Origin of the sequence: Aeromonas sp. FDAARGOS 1414 (assembly GCF_019047065.1) — a bacterium.
GTDB lineage: Bacteria > Pseudomonadota > Gammaproteobacteria > Enterobacterales > Aeromonadaceae > Aeromonas > Aeromonas veronii_A.
Map to the genome: position 1 here is coordinate 753,470 of NZ_CP077210.1, position 15,354 is coordinate 768,823.

A 15,354-nucleotide genomic window follows, 5' to 3' on the forward strand; every position below is an offset into this window, starting at 1 on the left:
CACCGCACGCTTGCCAATCCACAGCGGCTGCGCCTATAAAGGCCCATTACTCTTGTCCGGATAACAGCAATGAAGACCCATTCTGATGAACTGACCCTGTTTGTGGCGGTGGTGGAGGCGGGTAGTTTTCGCCAGGCGGCGGAGAACCTCGGCATGGATAACTCGGTGGTGAGCCGTGGCATCAAGCGGCTGGAGGAGAAGCTCTCAACAGTTTTGCTCAATCGCACCACCCGCCGGGTCAGTCTGACCGAGGAGGGGAGCTGGTTCTATCAGCGGGCGGTGAAGATCCTGACCGAGATGAGCGAGGCGGAGGGGCATCTGCTGATGCGCCGGGAACAACCCGAAGGGGTGTTGAGAGTCGATGCGGCTACCCCCTTTATTCTGCACCGGCTGGTGCCGCTCATCGGCGAGTTTCGCCGCCGCTACCCTGCCATCGAGTTGCAGCTGCACAGTTCGGAGGGCTTTATCAATCTGATGGAGCGGCGGGTGGACATGGCCATCCGCATCGGCGAGCTGACCGACTCCTCACTGCGCGCACTGCCACTGGGCCGTTCGCGGTTGCGGCTGCTGGCTTCCCCTGGCTATTTGAGCGAGCGCGGCACCCCGCGCCAACCGGCGGATCTGCTGAGCGGTCACGAGCTGCTCGGCTTTTTGCATCCCGATCACCTCAACCACTGGCCGCTGCTCAGTGCCGAGCAGGGGGATCGCTTTGCCATTACCCCCAGCCTGCGAGCCAGCAGCGGCGAAACCTTGCGTCAGCTGGCGTTGGCGGGGCAGGGGATCGTCTGTCTGTCAGATTTCATGACCGGGCCGGATCGGGAGAGCGGCGCGCTGGTGGAGGTGCTGGCCCGCAGCAACAGTGGCGCCTCGCGCCCCATCAATGCGGTCTTCTACTCCGATGCCCAGCGGGATATCCGGCTGCGGGTCTGGCTCGATTTTCTCAAAGAGCAGCTGGGCAGCTATACCCTGTAGTTCAGGTTGGTTTGTGCGGTTTGTTTGAACGGTTCGTCGCTGCGGTTTGTTTGGCGAAGAACAAGCCGCGCCTTCGTTGCGGCCCATCAGCATGAGCCAGGTGGCAGATAAACAGACGGCCGACTTGAGGGTCGGCCGCCGGTTCGGGAAGGTGTGTGAGCTGAAGCGCAGTTAGCGGGGCAGTTTGCCCCATACCCGGCTGAGCAGGGCGCCGCCGATCACCGGCGGAATGGCTAGCAGCAGGGTCCACTGCCATGAAAGGCCGCCGACGGTGGCGGCCAGTACGATGCAGGTGAGCACCACCAGTTGGGCCACCATCATCAGGAAGGTGCCTTCGCGGGGGGTCAAGGTCTCTTTTTGAGTGGCGACGTGGGCTACGGGCGCTTGATTGGTGGTGGGTTTCATGGCGATATCCCTCTGTTGAGTCTGATATCACTAAGCAATGGCCGTTCCACATTTTTTCATGTTAATTATCAATGACTTGCAAGTCTTGTCGTCATTCCCGTTTCGAGAGCGCAGGCAAAATGATTTGCAAAATGAAAACGCCACCCTGCGGTGGCGTCTTGGTTATTGAGAGGGAGAGGGGGAAGCGCCGGGTCTAGCCAATCCGGTATTGGCGGATCTGCTCGTCGATGGCTTTGGCCAGTTCGAACAGTTCGCGGCTGGCGGCATTGCTCTCCTCTGCGTGTTCACGCTGATGCTCGGCCACCATGGCCAGCTCGTCAAGCGCAACTCTGGCTTGCCCCATCTGTTGATCCTGAGCTTGTGCCAGCGCGCTGATTTCGTTGAGTTCCCTTGCTGTCTGGTTAATTTGGCTGGTGGCATCGACCAGCACCTCTCTGGCTTGATGCATCCGGCTATAGCCCTCTTCGCTCAGGGTGTGGGAGCCTGCCATCGAGCTGCTGGCCTGCCGGGTTCCCTCCTGCAGACGCAAGATAAGATCCTGCACATCCTTGGTGGCGGTCTGGGTGCGCACCGCCAGTTGGCGCACCTCGTCGGCCACCACCGCAAAGCCCCGCCCCATATCCCCTGCCCGGGCAGCCTCGATAGCGGCATTGAGGGCCAGCAGGTTGGTCTGGTTCGAGACATCGCGGATGAGGTTCATGATCTGGGTGATGTTGTTGCTGTCCTTGACCACCTCTTCAAGCAGCGCGGACGAGGTGCCGATGCTGCTGCGCAAAGTATCGAGACGATCGGCACTCTGGATCACATCCTGTTCGACACTGAGCATGTGGTCAGCGATGCGCCGGGTCACGTCGCTGACCCCCTCGGAACGGCTGGCGATCTGCTCGGCGTTGTCACCGATGGTGGTGACCACAGTGGTCAGCTCCTGAATGCTCTGGGCCTGCTGGCATGCTTCTCCTGCCAGTGCCTGGGCCTGCTGCATGGATTGGGACGACTGGGCGGAGAGGGCGCTGCCTGACTGCTGGAAGCGGGAGAAGCTCTGGTTAAGACTCTGGATCAGCCGGTTGAAGCTCTGGGCCATCTGGCCCAGCTCCGACTCGTCGGAGAAGTCGAGGCGGGTCGCCAGATCCCGATCGGCGGTGATGTGGTGCATGCCATCGGCAGCCTGACGAATCGGGCGACTGATGGAGTGAGCCAACCAGGCGGAGGCCAGCATCGCCAGAGTGCCGATGGCGAGCGACACCATGATGATGAGCTGGCGTGACTCATGTAATCCCTCTTCCAACTCGGCGCTGTTGATCTCGCCAATCAGCAGCCGGTTGAGGGTGGGGATGTAGCGTACAGCAAGAAGGTAGGTTTCTCCCTCCAGCGTCAGTGCCTCAACTGCCACCTGTTCCCCAGCCTTGGGGATAAGCCGTTTGACGGTATCGAGAAAGGATTGTTGATGGTGAGCGGCATCTTTTTGCTCCAGTGCGGGGTGGATCTCGATATTGCCTCCCATGTCCGCCAGATAGACCTGACCGCTCTTGCCGATCCGATAGCTGCTGATGAGCTTGCTCAGGGTGCTCATGTCGATGGAGGTACCGGCCACCGCCAGGGTATTGCCCTCGTGGGTGACGGCGGTGTTGATATAGAGGGAGGCTCGCTGGTTGAAATCGGAGATGTCGAGGTTCAGTTCGTAAGGTTGATTGCGCTGGAGAAAACCGTAAAACCACTCATCTTTCGGGTCTGACTCGCTCAGCGCTTTCTGGGCGGTGGGGCCGTCACTGAAGTTGAGCAAGGTGTTGGTCTGGCGAGGGGCAATAAAGACGTTACCGCCGAGACGTCGTTGCAGAGCCTGAAAGTAGCGCTCCATCTCGGGCCACTCAGCTTCTGGCATGCCAGCGGTCAGCCAGTCGATGACGAAGCTGTTGCTGGCGAGCGCTTGCGCCTCGGTCAGGTGCTGGGTCAGCTGGGCGGTCAGCTGGTTGGCAATGCGGTCCACACTGCTTGGCAGCTCATAGCGTTCGACCCGCTGCTGTGCCTGCGTGTGGGATATCTGCTCGAGGATCAGGGTGATGCAACTGATGGCGATAACCATCAGTATCGCTACGCCGGAGAGGATCCGGGTGCGGATCCCGAGCCCTGACCAGAGTGAGTGCAGTGTAAAACGGTGTATCGCCCTCTCCATATTTCTCTCCTCCATAAAGAAAGGCCGCATATGCGACCCAGATGATGATTATAGATAGAGAACTCAATTGTGTTGTGGCGGATGATGACAACAGAGGGCGACAGAAAAACAGGAGGGAGCAGTTAGCGGGGAAGTGGGCAGAAAGCGGCAAGGGAAAGCATAAAAAGAGAGGCCGACATTGCGGTCGGCCTCTTGGGTGTTTATCTCAACGGAATGTCGGGTGCCCGATCAATCCTCTTCAGCCCAACGGCGTGAACGTTCAACCGCTTTTTGCCAGCCGCTGTAACGTTTGGCGCGATCGTCTCTGTCCATCTGCGGGATGAACTCGCGGTCCACGCTGAACTTGTCTTCCAGCTCGTCCGAGCTCTTCCAGAAGCCGACTGCCAGACCGGCCAGGAAGGCGGCGCCCATGGCGGTAGTCTCGATGCGGGTCGGACGTACCACCGGGGTGTGCATCATGTCAGCCTGGAACTGCATCAGGAAGTCGTTGGCTACGGCGCCGCCGTCTACCTTGAGAGCTGCCAGCTTGATGCCGGAGTCCTGCTGCATCGCATCCAGCACGTCGCGGCTCTGGTAGGCGATGGATTCCAGCGCGGCGCGGATGATGTGGTTGCGGTTGGCGCCACGGGTCAGACCGACCATGGTGCCGCGAGCATACGGATCCCAGTAGGGGGCGCCCAGACCGACGAAGGCCGGTACCAGATAGACACCGTTGGTATCGCCCACCTTGGAGGCGAAGTAGTCGGTGTCGCGGGCATCGTGAATGATCTTCAGCTCGTCACGCAACCACTGGATGGTGGCGCCGCCCATAAATACAGCACCCTCGAGGGCATAATTCACTTCCCCTTTCGGGCCGATGGCGACGGTAGTCAGCAGGCCGTTGCTGGAGCGAACCGGCTCGGTACCGGTGTTCATCAGCATGAAGCAGCCGGTGCCGTAGGTGTTCTTGGCCATCCCTTTTTCAAAGCAGAGCTGGCCGAACAGGGCAGACTGCTGGTCACCGGCGATACCGGCGATGGGGATGCGGGAGCCGCCACCACGGGTGGTGTAGCCGTACACTTCGGAAGAGGGTTTCACTTCCGGCAGCATGGACATGGGGATGCCCAGCTCGTCCAGCATCTTCTGATCCCACTTCAGCTCGCGGATGTTGTAGAGCATGGTACGGGAGGCGTTGGTCGGGTCGGTGACGTGCACTTCGCCATTGGTCATCTTCCAGACCAGCCAGGTGTCGATGGTGCCAAACAGCAGCTCGCCGTTCATCGCCTTCTCGCGGGCACCTTCCACGTTGTCGAGGATCCACTTCACCTTGGTACCGGAGAAGTAGGCATCCAGCACCAGGCCGGTGTTCTCGCGAACATACTCTTCCAGACCGCGAGCTTTGAGCTCTTCGCAGATGGCGGCGGTGCGGCGGCACTGCCAGACGATGGCGTTGTAGATGGGCTTGCCGGTGGCCTTTTCCCAGACAACGGTAGTTTCACGCTGGTTGGTGATACCGATGGCGGCGATCTCTTCGCTGCGCAGGCCGGTCTTGGCCAGCACTTCGGTAAAGACGGAGGATTGGGTCGCCCAGATCTCCATCGGGTCGTGCTCTACCCAGCCCGCTTTCGGGTAGTGCTGGGTGAATTCGCGCTGGGAGGTACCGACAATGTTGGCATCCTGATCAAACACGATGGCGCGGGAAGAGGTGGTTCCCTGGTCCAGAGCGACGACATATTTCTTTTCAGCAGACATGATGTTCTCCACGTTTCTATTTTCCACGTTTTTATACGTTGGAGGGGGCCGCTCTTATGCGGCAGCCTCTTCTTTGGCGGTTTGGGTCGCTTGCTCGGTGGTGACGACACGGTTGCCCGGGACGCAGGGAGCCAGCACTTTGACATACAGAGCGGTACCAATCTGGGCGCCAACGATGGGGCCAAGGATCGGAACCCAGAAGTAGGGGTTGTCACGACCACCGGTCAGGGCAACATCACCCCAGCCAGCAAAGAACGCGAACAGTTTCGGACCAAAGTCACGGGCCGGGTTCATGGCAAAACCGGTTAACGGGCCAAGGGAGGCACCGATCACCGCGATCAGGATACCGATCAGCAGGGCGGCAGCGAAACCCTTGGGGGCGCCGTTGTTGTTGTCACCCAGCGCCATGATGCCCAGCATCAGGACGGCGGTGATCACCAGCTCGACGGCAAAAGCTTGCATGTTGGTCAGCAGGGCATTGGGGTAGGTGGAGAAGATCCCGGCGGTGCCGAGGCTCTCGACACTGCCGCGCACCACGTTATGGGTCACTTCCCATTGGGTGAAAAGGTTACCATAAAGGAAGTAGACAAGGGCGGCGAAGCAGAAGGCACCGGCCATCTGGGCGATGATGTAGGGCACCACCTTGCGCTTGTCGAAACCGCAGAAGGTCATCAGCGCCAGGGTGACGGCCGGGTTCAGGTGGGCACCTGAAATACCGCCGGTCACATAGATGGCGATGGCCACGCCCAGACCCCAGGTAATGGAAATTTCCCACTGCCCGAAGTTGGCGCCTGCCAGCACCAGTGCCGCCACACATCCGACACCGAAAAATATCAGCAGGCCGGTTCCGATAAACTCGGCGATGCACTCGCCAAGCAGGGTATTGGGTCTTTGTATGCTCATACTTTTATTCCTTATATCCACCCGTAGAGGTTTGATGTTCCGTTCTATCTTTTTGTGTCTATCCGTTGCTGCCGAAAACGTTTCCTTGTTGTTTTTGCGTCTTGCGCAAACGTTATGCTCGTTTGTGCTCGTTATCGGTCGTGACAGAAAATAACCCTTCCCAATAATTTCACCATCCCCCCTCCATAGGAAATGTGGACAAGATCCCACTCATTGCTAAGAAAATGTGACGTAAAGCATCTTGATAACAGCTAGTTACCACTTAGGGGGTAGCTTGCAACCCTTGCCACACAAGGGCTGGCGCTTGCTGAGCAATTTCTCATTTGGAGCTTTTATTTGTAATAAAACTGCAATATTTGAGCATGCATCACAGATTAAATGAGCGCATATGAGCACAATTGGCTCGCTTGCGAATCGGTGGACTCACATGATTCGTTGGAATGGTCAGGGCATCCTCAACCGCCCATAACAACAATAAGGAAGCAGAACATGCTTAGTCTCTTCAGGCCTGCGGCGCACATCGACAGGCTCCCGGCTGACAAGGTCGACCCCTTCTACAAACGCATGCGTTGGCAGGTGTTTTTCGGGATTTTCTTCGGTTACGCCGGCTACTATCTGGTACGGAAAAACTTCAGTCTGGCGATGCCCTATCTGATCGAGCAGGGCTTTTCCCGTGGTGATCTCGGTTTCGCGCTCTCCGGGGTCTCCATTGCCTATGGTCTCTCCAAATTTCTGATGGGGAACGTCTCTGACCGTTCCAACGCCCGTTACTTCCTCTCCGCCGGTCTGCTGCTCTCGGCTGCCATCATGTTCATGATGGGTACCATGCACTGGGCCACCTCCAGCATTGCCATCATGTTCGTGCTGTTGTTCCTGAACGGTTGGGCACAGGGCATGGGCTGGCCGCCCTGCGGTCGCACCATGGTGCATTGGTGGTCACAGAAAGAGCGCGGCGAAGTGGTTGCGGTCTGGAACGTGGCGCACAACGTGGGTGGCGGCATGATTGGCCCGCTGTTTATCCTCGGGATGGGTTGGTTCAACGACTGGCGCAGTGCCTTCTATGTGCCTGCGGCAGCGGCGGCCGCCATCGCAGTGATCGCCTTCTTCGTGATGCGTGATACCCCGCAATCGGTCGGTCTGCCTCCTATCGAGGAGTACAAGAACGACTATCCGAAGGATTACAACGAGAGCCACGAGCAGGAGTTCTCCGCCAAGGAGATCTTCGTCAAGTACGTGCTGCACAACAAACTGCTGTGGTACATCGCGATCGCCAACGCCTTCGTTTACCTCATTCGTTACGGTGTGCTGGACTGGGCGCCAACCTACCTGAAAGAGGCCAAGCACTTCACCGTCGACAACTCCTCCTGGGCTTACTTCCTCTACGAGTGGGCCGGTATTCCGGGCACCCTGCTGTGTGGCTGGATCTCTGACAAGATGTTCCAGGGCCGCCGTGCCCCGGCCGGTATCCTGTTCATGGTGCTGGTGACCCTGGCTGTACTGGTTTACTGGTTCAACCCGGCCGGCAACCCGACCATCGACATGATGGCGCTGGTGGCTATCGGCTTCCTGATCTACGGCCCTGTCATGCTGATTGGCCTCTATGCTCTTGAGCTGGCACCGAAGAAAGCAGCCGGTACTGCGGCAGGTTTCACCGGTCTGTTCGGTTATCTGGGCGGCGCGGTCGCGGCCAACGCCATGCTGGGTTATACCGTTGACCACTTCGGTTGGGATGGCGGCTTCATGGTGCTGACTGTCTCCTGCGTGCTCTCTATCATCCTGCTGGCGATGACCCTCAAGCACGAGAACATTGCCGTTGCGGCCAAGAAAGCGGCTGCCCATAAGGCATAAAACGTGATCCTCAGCTTATTGATCCCAAAGGGGATCAGGTAAACTGCCAAAAGGCCCCGCATCTGCCGGGGCCTTTTTTTGTCTCATCATCGGAGTGCAAGCGTGAAGCAAACCCAACGACATCTGGAGATCCTGGACGTCCTGACGCGGCAGGGATTTGTCTCGACCGACGATCTGGTGACCCACTTTGACGTCAGCCCCCAGACCATTCGCCGGGATCTGAACGATCTCGCCGAACAGAACAAGATCCGGCGCCATCATGGCGGTGCCTCCCTGCATTCGAGTACCGTCAATACCGCCTACAGCGCCCGTAAAGTGATGCAACTCAAGGAGAAAGAGCGCATCGCCCGCGAGGTAGCGGCCAATATTCCCGACGGCTCATCGCTCTTTATCGACATAGGTACCACCACCGAAGCCATTGCCCGCGCCCTGCTCGATCACCGCGAGCTGCGCATCGTCACCAACAACCTCAACGTGGCCAGCATTCTGACGGCCAAGGATGACTTCACCGTCATCATTGCCGGCGGCGAGATCCGTAACCGCGATGGCGGCATCGTGGGGGAGGCGACCCGCGACTTTATCGGCCAGTTTCGCATGGACTATGGCGTCATCGGGATTTCGGGGATCGACAACGACGGCTCCCTGCTCGATTTCGACTATCACGAGGTGAAGATCGCCCAGGCCATCATCGCCCACTCCCGTCAGGTGTTCCTGGCCGCCGACCACACCAAGTTTGGTCGCAATGCCATGGTCAATCTGGGCAATCTCAGCCAGATCCACGCCCTCTTTACCGATCAGGAGCCACCGGAAAAGCTGGCGCGATTGATGGCGCAACACCAGATCGCCTGCCACATCTGCTGACGGCGAAACACGCCAAGGCTGTGCCGGTCGCCCGTCAGGGCGGCCTCCTTTCTCTTTCTCTCCCCCAGTCCCGCACTCATCTCACCCCTTTATGGGTATTGCCAAAACCACTATTCAATCAGGTTTTTTTGGCTATTAACCCGCCGGTTTTGGCCCGACGCCATTCGGTCACTTGCCGTATCACTTTTGCCACCTCTGGCGGGCTGTGGCGATCACACTTTCGCCATAAAATGTTCGTTTGTTGTATTTTCATGTTCTAAAATGAGCGAAATCAAACATTGCTGTTATAGCAATCATAAAAATGAAAGTAGGTGAACATGAGCGAACATTATGATCTGGTCGTCGTCGGTGGCGGCATCAACGGGGTCGGCATCGCAGCCGATGCGGCAGGACGGGGTCTGAAGGTTGCCCTGTTTGAGGCGCAAGATCTCGCCTCTGCCACCTCGTCCAACTCCAGCAAGCTGATCCACGGCGGTTTGCGCTATCTCGAGCATTACGAATTCCGGCTGGTGAAAGAGGCGTTGGCGGAGCGTGAGGTGCTGCTCGGTATGGCGCCTCACATCGCCCGTCCCATGCGTTTTCGCCTGCCGCACCGCCCGCACCTGCGTCCGGCCTGGATGATCCGCGCCGGTCTGTTCCTCTATGACAATCTGGCCAAGCGCGACAAGCTAAAGGGGAGCTGTGGCGTGCGCTTCCTGCCGCAAGATGGTTTGACCGCAGGGATCAACAAGGGGTTTGAATACTCGGATGCCTGGGTCGACGATGCCCGGCTGGTTGTGCTTAACGCCATGATGGCCCGTGACAAGGGGGCCGACGTGCAGACCCGCACCCGTTGCATCAAGGCGGTGCGCGGATCCAAACACTGGACGCTCACTTTGGAGCGGGAAGGGGGCGAGCAGTTCACCGTCACCTGCCGTGGTCTGGTCAATGCGGCGGGCCCCTGGGTCAAGACCTTCTATGACGAGAGCCTGCACGAGAAATCCCCCCGCGGCATTCGCCTTATTAAAGGCAGCCACATGATAGTGCCGCGCATCCATGAGCGCGAAGAGGCCTATATCCTGCAAAACGAAGACAACCGCATCGTCTTCGTCATCCCTTATCAGCAGGACTACTCCCTCATCGGCACCACGGATGTGGAGCACCACGGCAGTCCGCGGGAAGCGAAGATCAGCGAGGCCGAAATTACCTACCTGTGCGAGGTGGTCAACGCCCACTTCACTCGCCAAATTGCGCCGAAAGATGTGATCTGGACCTATGCCGGGGTGCGCCCGCTCTGTGATGACGAGTCAGATTCACCGCAGGCGGTGACCCGCGACTACACCCTCGAACTCTCTGGCGAGTCTGACGGTGCGCCGCTCTTGTCGGTGTTTGGCGGCAAGCTAACCACCTATCGGAAGCTGGCGCAGGCCGCCTGCAACAAGCTCAAGCCCTGGTTCAGCCAGATGGGGGATGACTGGACGGCGACCAGCCGTCTGCCCGGCGGCGAGTTTGACTGCTCGGTACGCGAGCTGGCCCGCGCCTTTGCGCTGGAGTTTGACTGGCTCGATGATCGCAGCGCCCTGCGCATCGCCGAGGCCTATGGCGCCCATGCCCGTCTCTGGCTGAAAGAGGATCGCGGCATTCACTTCGGTGGTGGCCTCTACGAGTCGGAAGTGCGCTATCTCATCGAACGGGAGTGGGCCTGTTCACTGGACGATATCCTCTGGCGCCGCAGCAAGCTGGGGCTGCGCCTGAACGACTCAGAGCAGCAGATGCTGCAGATCTGGCTCGACCAATACCATCAGGCTCTGCGCAAGGCGAGCTGATGAGTGACGGTGGGCAGTGCGCTGCTGCTCACCGCTTTCCACCGTAAATATGCAACAAACCTCTGATAGAACAATTACCTACACACAATAATAAAGAGCATCACATATGAAAAAACTCGCCGTTTCCCTCATCGCCTTGAGCCTTGGGGCCTCCCTCTCATTACCCGTGTTGGCTGCCGATGAAGGCAAGGTGGTGATCGCCCACCGTGGCGCTTCCGGCTACCTGCCCGAGCATACCCTGGAGTCCAAGGCGCTGGCCTATGGCATGGGGGCTGACTATCTGGAGCAGGATCTGGTGATGACCAAGGATGATCAGCTGGTGGTGATGCACGATCACTTCCTCGACGGTATCACCAATGTGGCGGCGCGCTTCCCCGGCCGTGCCCGTCCGGACGGCCGTTACTATGTGGTGGATTTCACCCTGGACGAGGTGCGTTCCCTGCGCATGACCGAGCCGTTCCAGCTGGTGGATGGCAAGCAGGTGCCGGTCTATCCGGCCCGCTTCCCGCTCTGGAAGTCAGACTTCAAGATCCACACCTTCCAGGAGGAGATCGAGATGATCCAGGGGCTCAACAAGAGCACCGGCAAGAACATCGGCATCTACCCGGAGATCAAGGCGCCCTGGTTGTTCCGCCACGAAGGCAAGGATATCTCCAAAGCAGTGCTGAAGGTGCTCAAGGAGTACGGCTATACCGGGAAGGATGACAAGGTCTATCTGCAGTGCTTCGATGCCGATGAACTCAAGCGCATCAACAGCGAGCTGATGCCCGCCATGGGTATGGATCTGAAACTGGTGCAGCTGATGGCCGAGACCGACTGGAACGAGACCATGGTCTACGACGCCAAGGGTAAGGCGACCCCCTACAACTATGACTGGATGTTCAAGCCGGGAGCGATGAAAACCATCGCCAGCTATGCCGAAGGGATTGGCCCGTGGAAACCGATGATCGTCACCGAGCCGGGCACTTTGGGCAAACCGGTCTTCACCGGTATGGTAAAAGAAGCCCATGCGGCGGGCCTGAAAGTTCACCCCTATACCTTCCGTCAGGATGAGGGGCAGATCCCGGCCTATGCCAAGGACTTTACCGATCTGCTCAACATCTTCCTCTATCAAGCCGATGTGGACGGGGTGTTCAGCGACTTCCCTGACAAGGCGGTGGCCGTCATCAAGGCCCATCAAGAGGCGGCCAAATAGCACTCTGGCGCCATTTGGATGCAAAGCGAGGCCAATTGGCCTCGCTTTTTGTTTCAGGTTCCTGTAACGGGAGTGTGCGCCCTGTCAGAAAATAGCCAGATCACGTCATGGTGTGCCGGATCTGCATCATTTTACGCAGTTTTTACGTAGCAGATCGCTGGCATGAAATCGGCAGAGCGGTTAGTCTAGCGGCGTTGAACCAACCCCATGAGGTACAGATGAAAACCGTATTGCGTTTTAGCCTGCTGGGCGCCTTGTTGCTGGGTGGCCATGCCTTCGCCGCCGAGCCGAAAAAATTTGATATCAGCATGTTCCCAGCCGCTGACGTGAATCAGGAACGTGTGGTGATCCGCCTGCCTGAAGTCGAGAAAGAAGCCGACATGATGGTCGAGCTGCAGGTCGGCAAAAAGATGATGGTTGATTGCAACGTACCGCGTTTTGCAGGCAACCTGGAACAGCACAGCGTCAAAGGTTGGGGCTACAACTACCTGAAGCTGGGCAAAGTCTCCGACCCCATCAGCACCCTGATGATGTGCCCGGATAACCAGCAGAAAGAGACCTTCGTCCAGATCTACGGTCAGGGCTTCTTCGTGAACTACAACTCAAAACTGCCGTTCGTGATTTACGTGCCGCAGGAGTATGAAGTGCGCTACCGTCTGTGGCGTGCCGACAACTTGGCCCAACCGGCCATGATTGAGTAAGCATGTTTGAACCAAAGGTTCAGCTGGTTCATCTGATGTGATAAATAAAGCGCCGTATGGCGCTTTATTTTTGCCTGCACAGTCCAAAAAGTGACGTGCAAATTGGCTGCACGTTTACATAAGTTTATTATTTATCAACGTTTTTTGTGTGTTATGCCACAAAATCGGCGTCAGCGATGGGGCAAAGTGACTTCGATAAAAGATATTTATTAACATAGTGAGAAAATTGATTTTGCACTCGGCGATGGCCTGATGATACTTGCCCGCAAAGGTCAAACTAACCAGAAAAAAGAGCACTATGAGCTTCGAATCAGACAAGCGTTTCAACGACTTCAAACATTTTCCCCGTGGCCTGCGTCGCAGTGGTGAATTCACTGTGGCCGAAGCGGACAGTCTGGAAAAGTATGGTACCGCCATGCTGGCACTCTACCAGGGCAACCTTGCACCCCGTGACGATGTCGAGTCCGCCTTCGTCGAGCAGGTCAAATCCGGCGCAGCCGGTGCCAACCCCCATGCCAAGGTGTGGTTCAAGTACCTCAAGGTGATCGGTCCCAAGCGTGTTCATCGCCTCTGCACCGTTGTTGGTGGTGCCAGCGAAGAGAGCAGCGGTGGCGGCAGCTTTGATGTCGGTGGTGGCAGCGGCGGTGGCAGTGACGAGTCCATCGATTAATGGATACCGAGCTGCTTCGGACCTTTATCGAGGTGAGCAAGACCCGGCATTTTGGCCGGGCTGCTGAAAATCTCTACCTGACCCAGTCGGCGGTGAGTTTCCGGATCCGCCAGCTAGAGCAGCAACTGGGTGTCAGTCTGTTTGCCCGTCATCGCAACAACATCCGCCTGACCGCCTCCGGTGAGCGTCTGCTGCCCTACGCAGACGCCATCTTGCACACCCTTGGCCGTGCCAAGCAGGATGTGGCGCTTTCACCGGGATTCAGCCAGCAGTTGGCCATCGGCGCGCCCGCGGTGTTTTGGGAGCTCGATTTCAACGACTGGCTCAACCACATCTATGCGCTGGCGCCCGGTTTGGCGGTACGGCTGGAAACGGCTTCCCGCGAGCACCTCTGCCGTCAGTTGCTTGAGCGCTCCCTCGATCTGGCCCTGCTCTCCGAGCCCACCAAGATCGACGAGATCGCCCTGCATCCCATCGGTGAGCTGGTATTCGAGCTGGTGAGCCGGGATCCGGCCGCCAATGCCGACAACCTGATGCAGATGCCGCATATCCATCTCGACTGGGGCACCAGCTTCGAGCCGCAACCCAGCCGTTTGCAGAGCCTGCAAAAGACCCCGGTGCTGCACTCCAGCTCCGCCAGCATGGCGTTGCAATTTGTGCTGGCCAACGGTGGGGCTGCCTACCTGCCACGGCGAATGGTCAGCCCCTTCCTCGAGAAGGGCGCGCTCCATCTGGTGGAGGGGGGGCAGCCGCTGAGCCGTCCGCTCTATCTCGCCTATCTGGAGAAATCCGATCGCCGGGAGCTGATCGATCAGCTGTTGACCCTGCCACTGGGTTGGCACGACGCCGAGCTGCGCCTCAACGTCGAATAAGCGTCGAGTGTTATCCAAGGAAGAGCCCACCCCACGGTGGGCTCTTCTGTTTGGGGAAAATTGCAGGGAGCGAGGTCACGTAATTGGAGCGGGAGGCTTGGCGTCATCGGCCTGTAACGGTACCTTTTCAGGCTGTTTATCCGATTGAGCACTGACAGGGATGGATTGTAATTGATCGACTTTAGTCACCCCGAATGGCGGGCGCTGGCGCAGCAGTTGCTGAGCCACTCACCTGTGGTGATCCGTGGCCGTCAGTGGCAACCGCTGGTGGGCCTGCTCAAGGATAACCAGCTGCTGCTCGCCCATGGCAACCACAGCTATGAGCTCACCCCGGCCGGGCGGCGCTATCTCACCCGCGAGCTGATGCTGGCCGAGATCGCCACCGCTCCCCCCGAGCCCGAGGAGTGGTTGCATGCTCAGGGCTGGCAATTGGGGGAGCAGGTCAACGAGCGGGTGCTGGCGGCGCTCTATCGCAAGTCAGAGGTGAACTTCACCCCCAACGAGCAGATCGATTTCGAGGACAAGGGGATCCGGCTCTGCGCCGATCAGCTGTTGCGCTTGCGCGCCGCCCAGCCGTTCAACCTCTTTTTCAGCGGCGGCACCCTGATCGACGCAGCCCCCTGGTTGCAGGCGCTGGGGGAGGTGGCCCTGCCCGAGCGCACCCTGGCGGGTCTTGGCAAGATCCTGTGGGGGGAGGGGAGTATCGAGCGGGTGATCACCACAGACAGCGTCGGCGCCTTTGCCGAGATGCCCCTTGATGCTGGCACCTTGCTGGTGTGGGCTCCCCCATCGGCTCCTCTGGCCTTGCAGCAGGTGGTGGCCGCCTTGCCCCCCAATGTGCTGTGGAGTCATCTCACCGCCCTCGACCCTGCAGGAGTGGATCGGCTGCAGGCGCTGGCCCAGCGCTTGGGTCGTCCGGCCAGCTGGTGGCTGCCTCGTGATCTGGCCCCCATCCTTAGCGCGTATGCCCAACCTTTGACCGAGGCTAGGCCCTGGGAACCGAGCCGGATCCCCAAGTCATTGTTAGCAGTTTGTAGCGGCTTGGTTGAGTCCAATGGTGGCTTGTCGGCCGAGGTGTGCGCGCTGGCGCCAGTGTGGCATGCCGTTGGTTGAAATTGGTCTGAAAGCGAGCCAAAAAGCGGTTTTCCCCCATTGAACACGGTGATATAAAGAGTTGACGAAGCGCTCGCCAGATGAGCGCTTTTGTTTATCAAGCCGCTT

The 15,354-nt window shown here is 58.6% G+C and carries 13 protein-coding genes; 9 read left to right on the plus strand and 4 right to left on the minus strand.

The genetic code is table 11. The annotated features are described in order from the left end of the window. The first annotated feature begins 69 nt into the window (after positions 1–69). Positions 70–972, plus strand: a complete 903-nt coding sequence (locus tag I6L44_RS03415) for a LysR substrate-binding domain-containing protein (RefSeq protein WP_216953298.1) — start codon at positions 70–72, stop codon at positions 970–972. Positions 973–1,143: 171 nt separating this feature from the next. Here I6L44_RS03415 and I6L44_RS03420 read toward each other — a convergent pair whose 3' ends face one another. From I6L44_RS03420 to I6L44_RS03435, 4 genes are all read right to left on the minus strand, one after another. Further along, positions 1,144–1,377 carry a hypothetical protein gene (locus I6L44_RS03420; protein WP_019446771.1) on the minus strand — a complete coding sequence of 78 codons (234 nt, stop codon included), beginning with the start codon at positions 1,375–1,377 and terminating at the stop codon, positions 1,144–1,146. Between the two features lie 193 nt (positions 1,378–1,570). Beyond that, entirely contained in the window at positions 1,571–3,547 is a 1,977-nt protein-coding gene (locus I6L44_RS03425) for a methyl-accepting chemotaxis protein (RefSeq protein WP_216953299.1), read from the minus strand. 228 nt (positions 3,548–3,775) lie between these two features. Continuing rightward, a complete protein-coding gene (gene glpK / locus I6L44_RS03430; RefSeq protein ID WP_157160496.1) occupies positions 3,776–5,278 on the minus strand; it encodes a glycerol kinase GlpK in 1,503 nt (500 codons plus the stop codon). 54 nt (positions 5,279–5,332) lie between these two features. Then, a complete protein-coding gene (locus I6L44_RS03435; RefSeq protein WP_005350866.1) occupies positions 5,333–6,181 on the minus strand; it encodes an MIP/aquaporin family protein in 849 nt (282 codons plus the stop codon). Between the two features lie 489 nt (positions 6,182–6,670). Between I6L44_RS03435 and glpT the strand changes: the two genes are divergently transcribed. The 8 genes from glpT to I6L44_RS03475 all read left to right on the plus strand — a co-directional run bounded on the left by glpT (position 6,671) and on the right by I6L44_RS03475 (position 15,246). After that, entirely contained in the window at positions 6,671–8,029 is a 1,359-nt protein-coding gene (gene glpT / locus I6L44_RS03440) for a glycerol-3-phosphate transporter (RefSeq protein WP_005337540.1), read from the plus strand. A 102-nt stretch (positions 8,030–8,131) separates the two neighbouring features. Beyond that, positions 8,132–8,890 carry a DeoR/GlpR family transcriptional regulator gene (locus tag I6L44_RS03445; RefSeq protein ID WP_005337538.1) on the plus strand — a complete coding sequence of 253 codons (759 nt, stop codon included), beginning with the start codon at positions 8,132–8,134 and terminating at the stop codon, positions 8,888–8,890. Positions 8,891–9,207: 317 nt separating this feature from the next. Further along, positions 9,208–10,695: a glycerol-3-phosphate dehydrogenase gene (glpD, locus tag I6L44_RS03450; RefSeq protein ID WP_216953300.1), complete on the plus strand. Its 1,488-nt coding sequence runs from the start codon at positions 9,208–9,210 to the stop codon at positions 10,693–10,695. Between the two features lie 106 nt (positions 10,696–10,801). Then, a complete protein-coding gene (gene glpQ, locus I6L44_RS03455; RefSeq protein WP_216953301.1) occupies positions 10,802–11,890 on the plus strand; it encodes a glycerophosphodiester phosphodiesterase in 1,089 nt (362 codons plus the stop codon). Positions 11,891–12,108: 218 nt separating this feature from the next. After that, positions 12,109–12,591, plus strand: coding sequence for a serine protease inhibitor ecotin (eco, locus tag I6L44_RS03460; RefSeq protein ID WP_005337529.1), 483 nt, complete (start codon positions 12,109–12,111; stop codon positions 12,589–12,591). A gap of 298 nt (positions 12,592–12,889) precedes the next feature. Then, positions 12,890–13,261: a DUF413 domain-containing protein gene (gene maoP / locus I6L44_RS03465; protein ID WP_005337527.1), complete on the plus strand. Its 372-nt coding sequence runs from the start codon at positions 12,890–12,892 to the stop codon at positions 13,259–13,261. Beyond that, positions 13,261–14,133, plus strand: coding sequence for an HTH-type transcriptional regulator HdfR (gene hdfR, locus I6L44_RS03470; RefSeq protein ID WP_005337525.1), 873 nt, complete (start codon positions 13,261–13,263; stop codon positions 14,131–14,133). The genes maoP and hdfR overlap by 1 nt, the downstream gene beginning before the upstream one ends. 171 nt (positions 14,134–14,304) lie before the next feature. After that, a complete protein-coding gene (locus I6L44_RS03475; RefSeq protein WP_216953302.1) occupies positions 14,305–15,246 on the plus strand; it encodes a hypothetical protein in 942 nt (313 codons plus the stop codon). Positions 15,247–15,354: the final 108 nt, after the last annotated feature.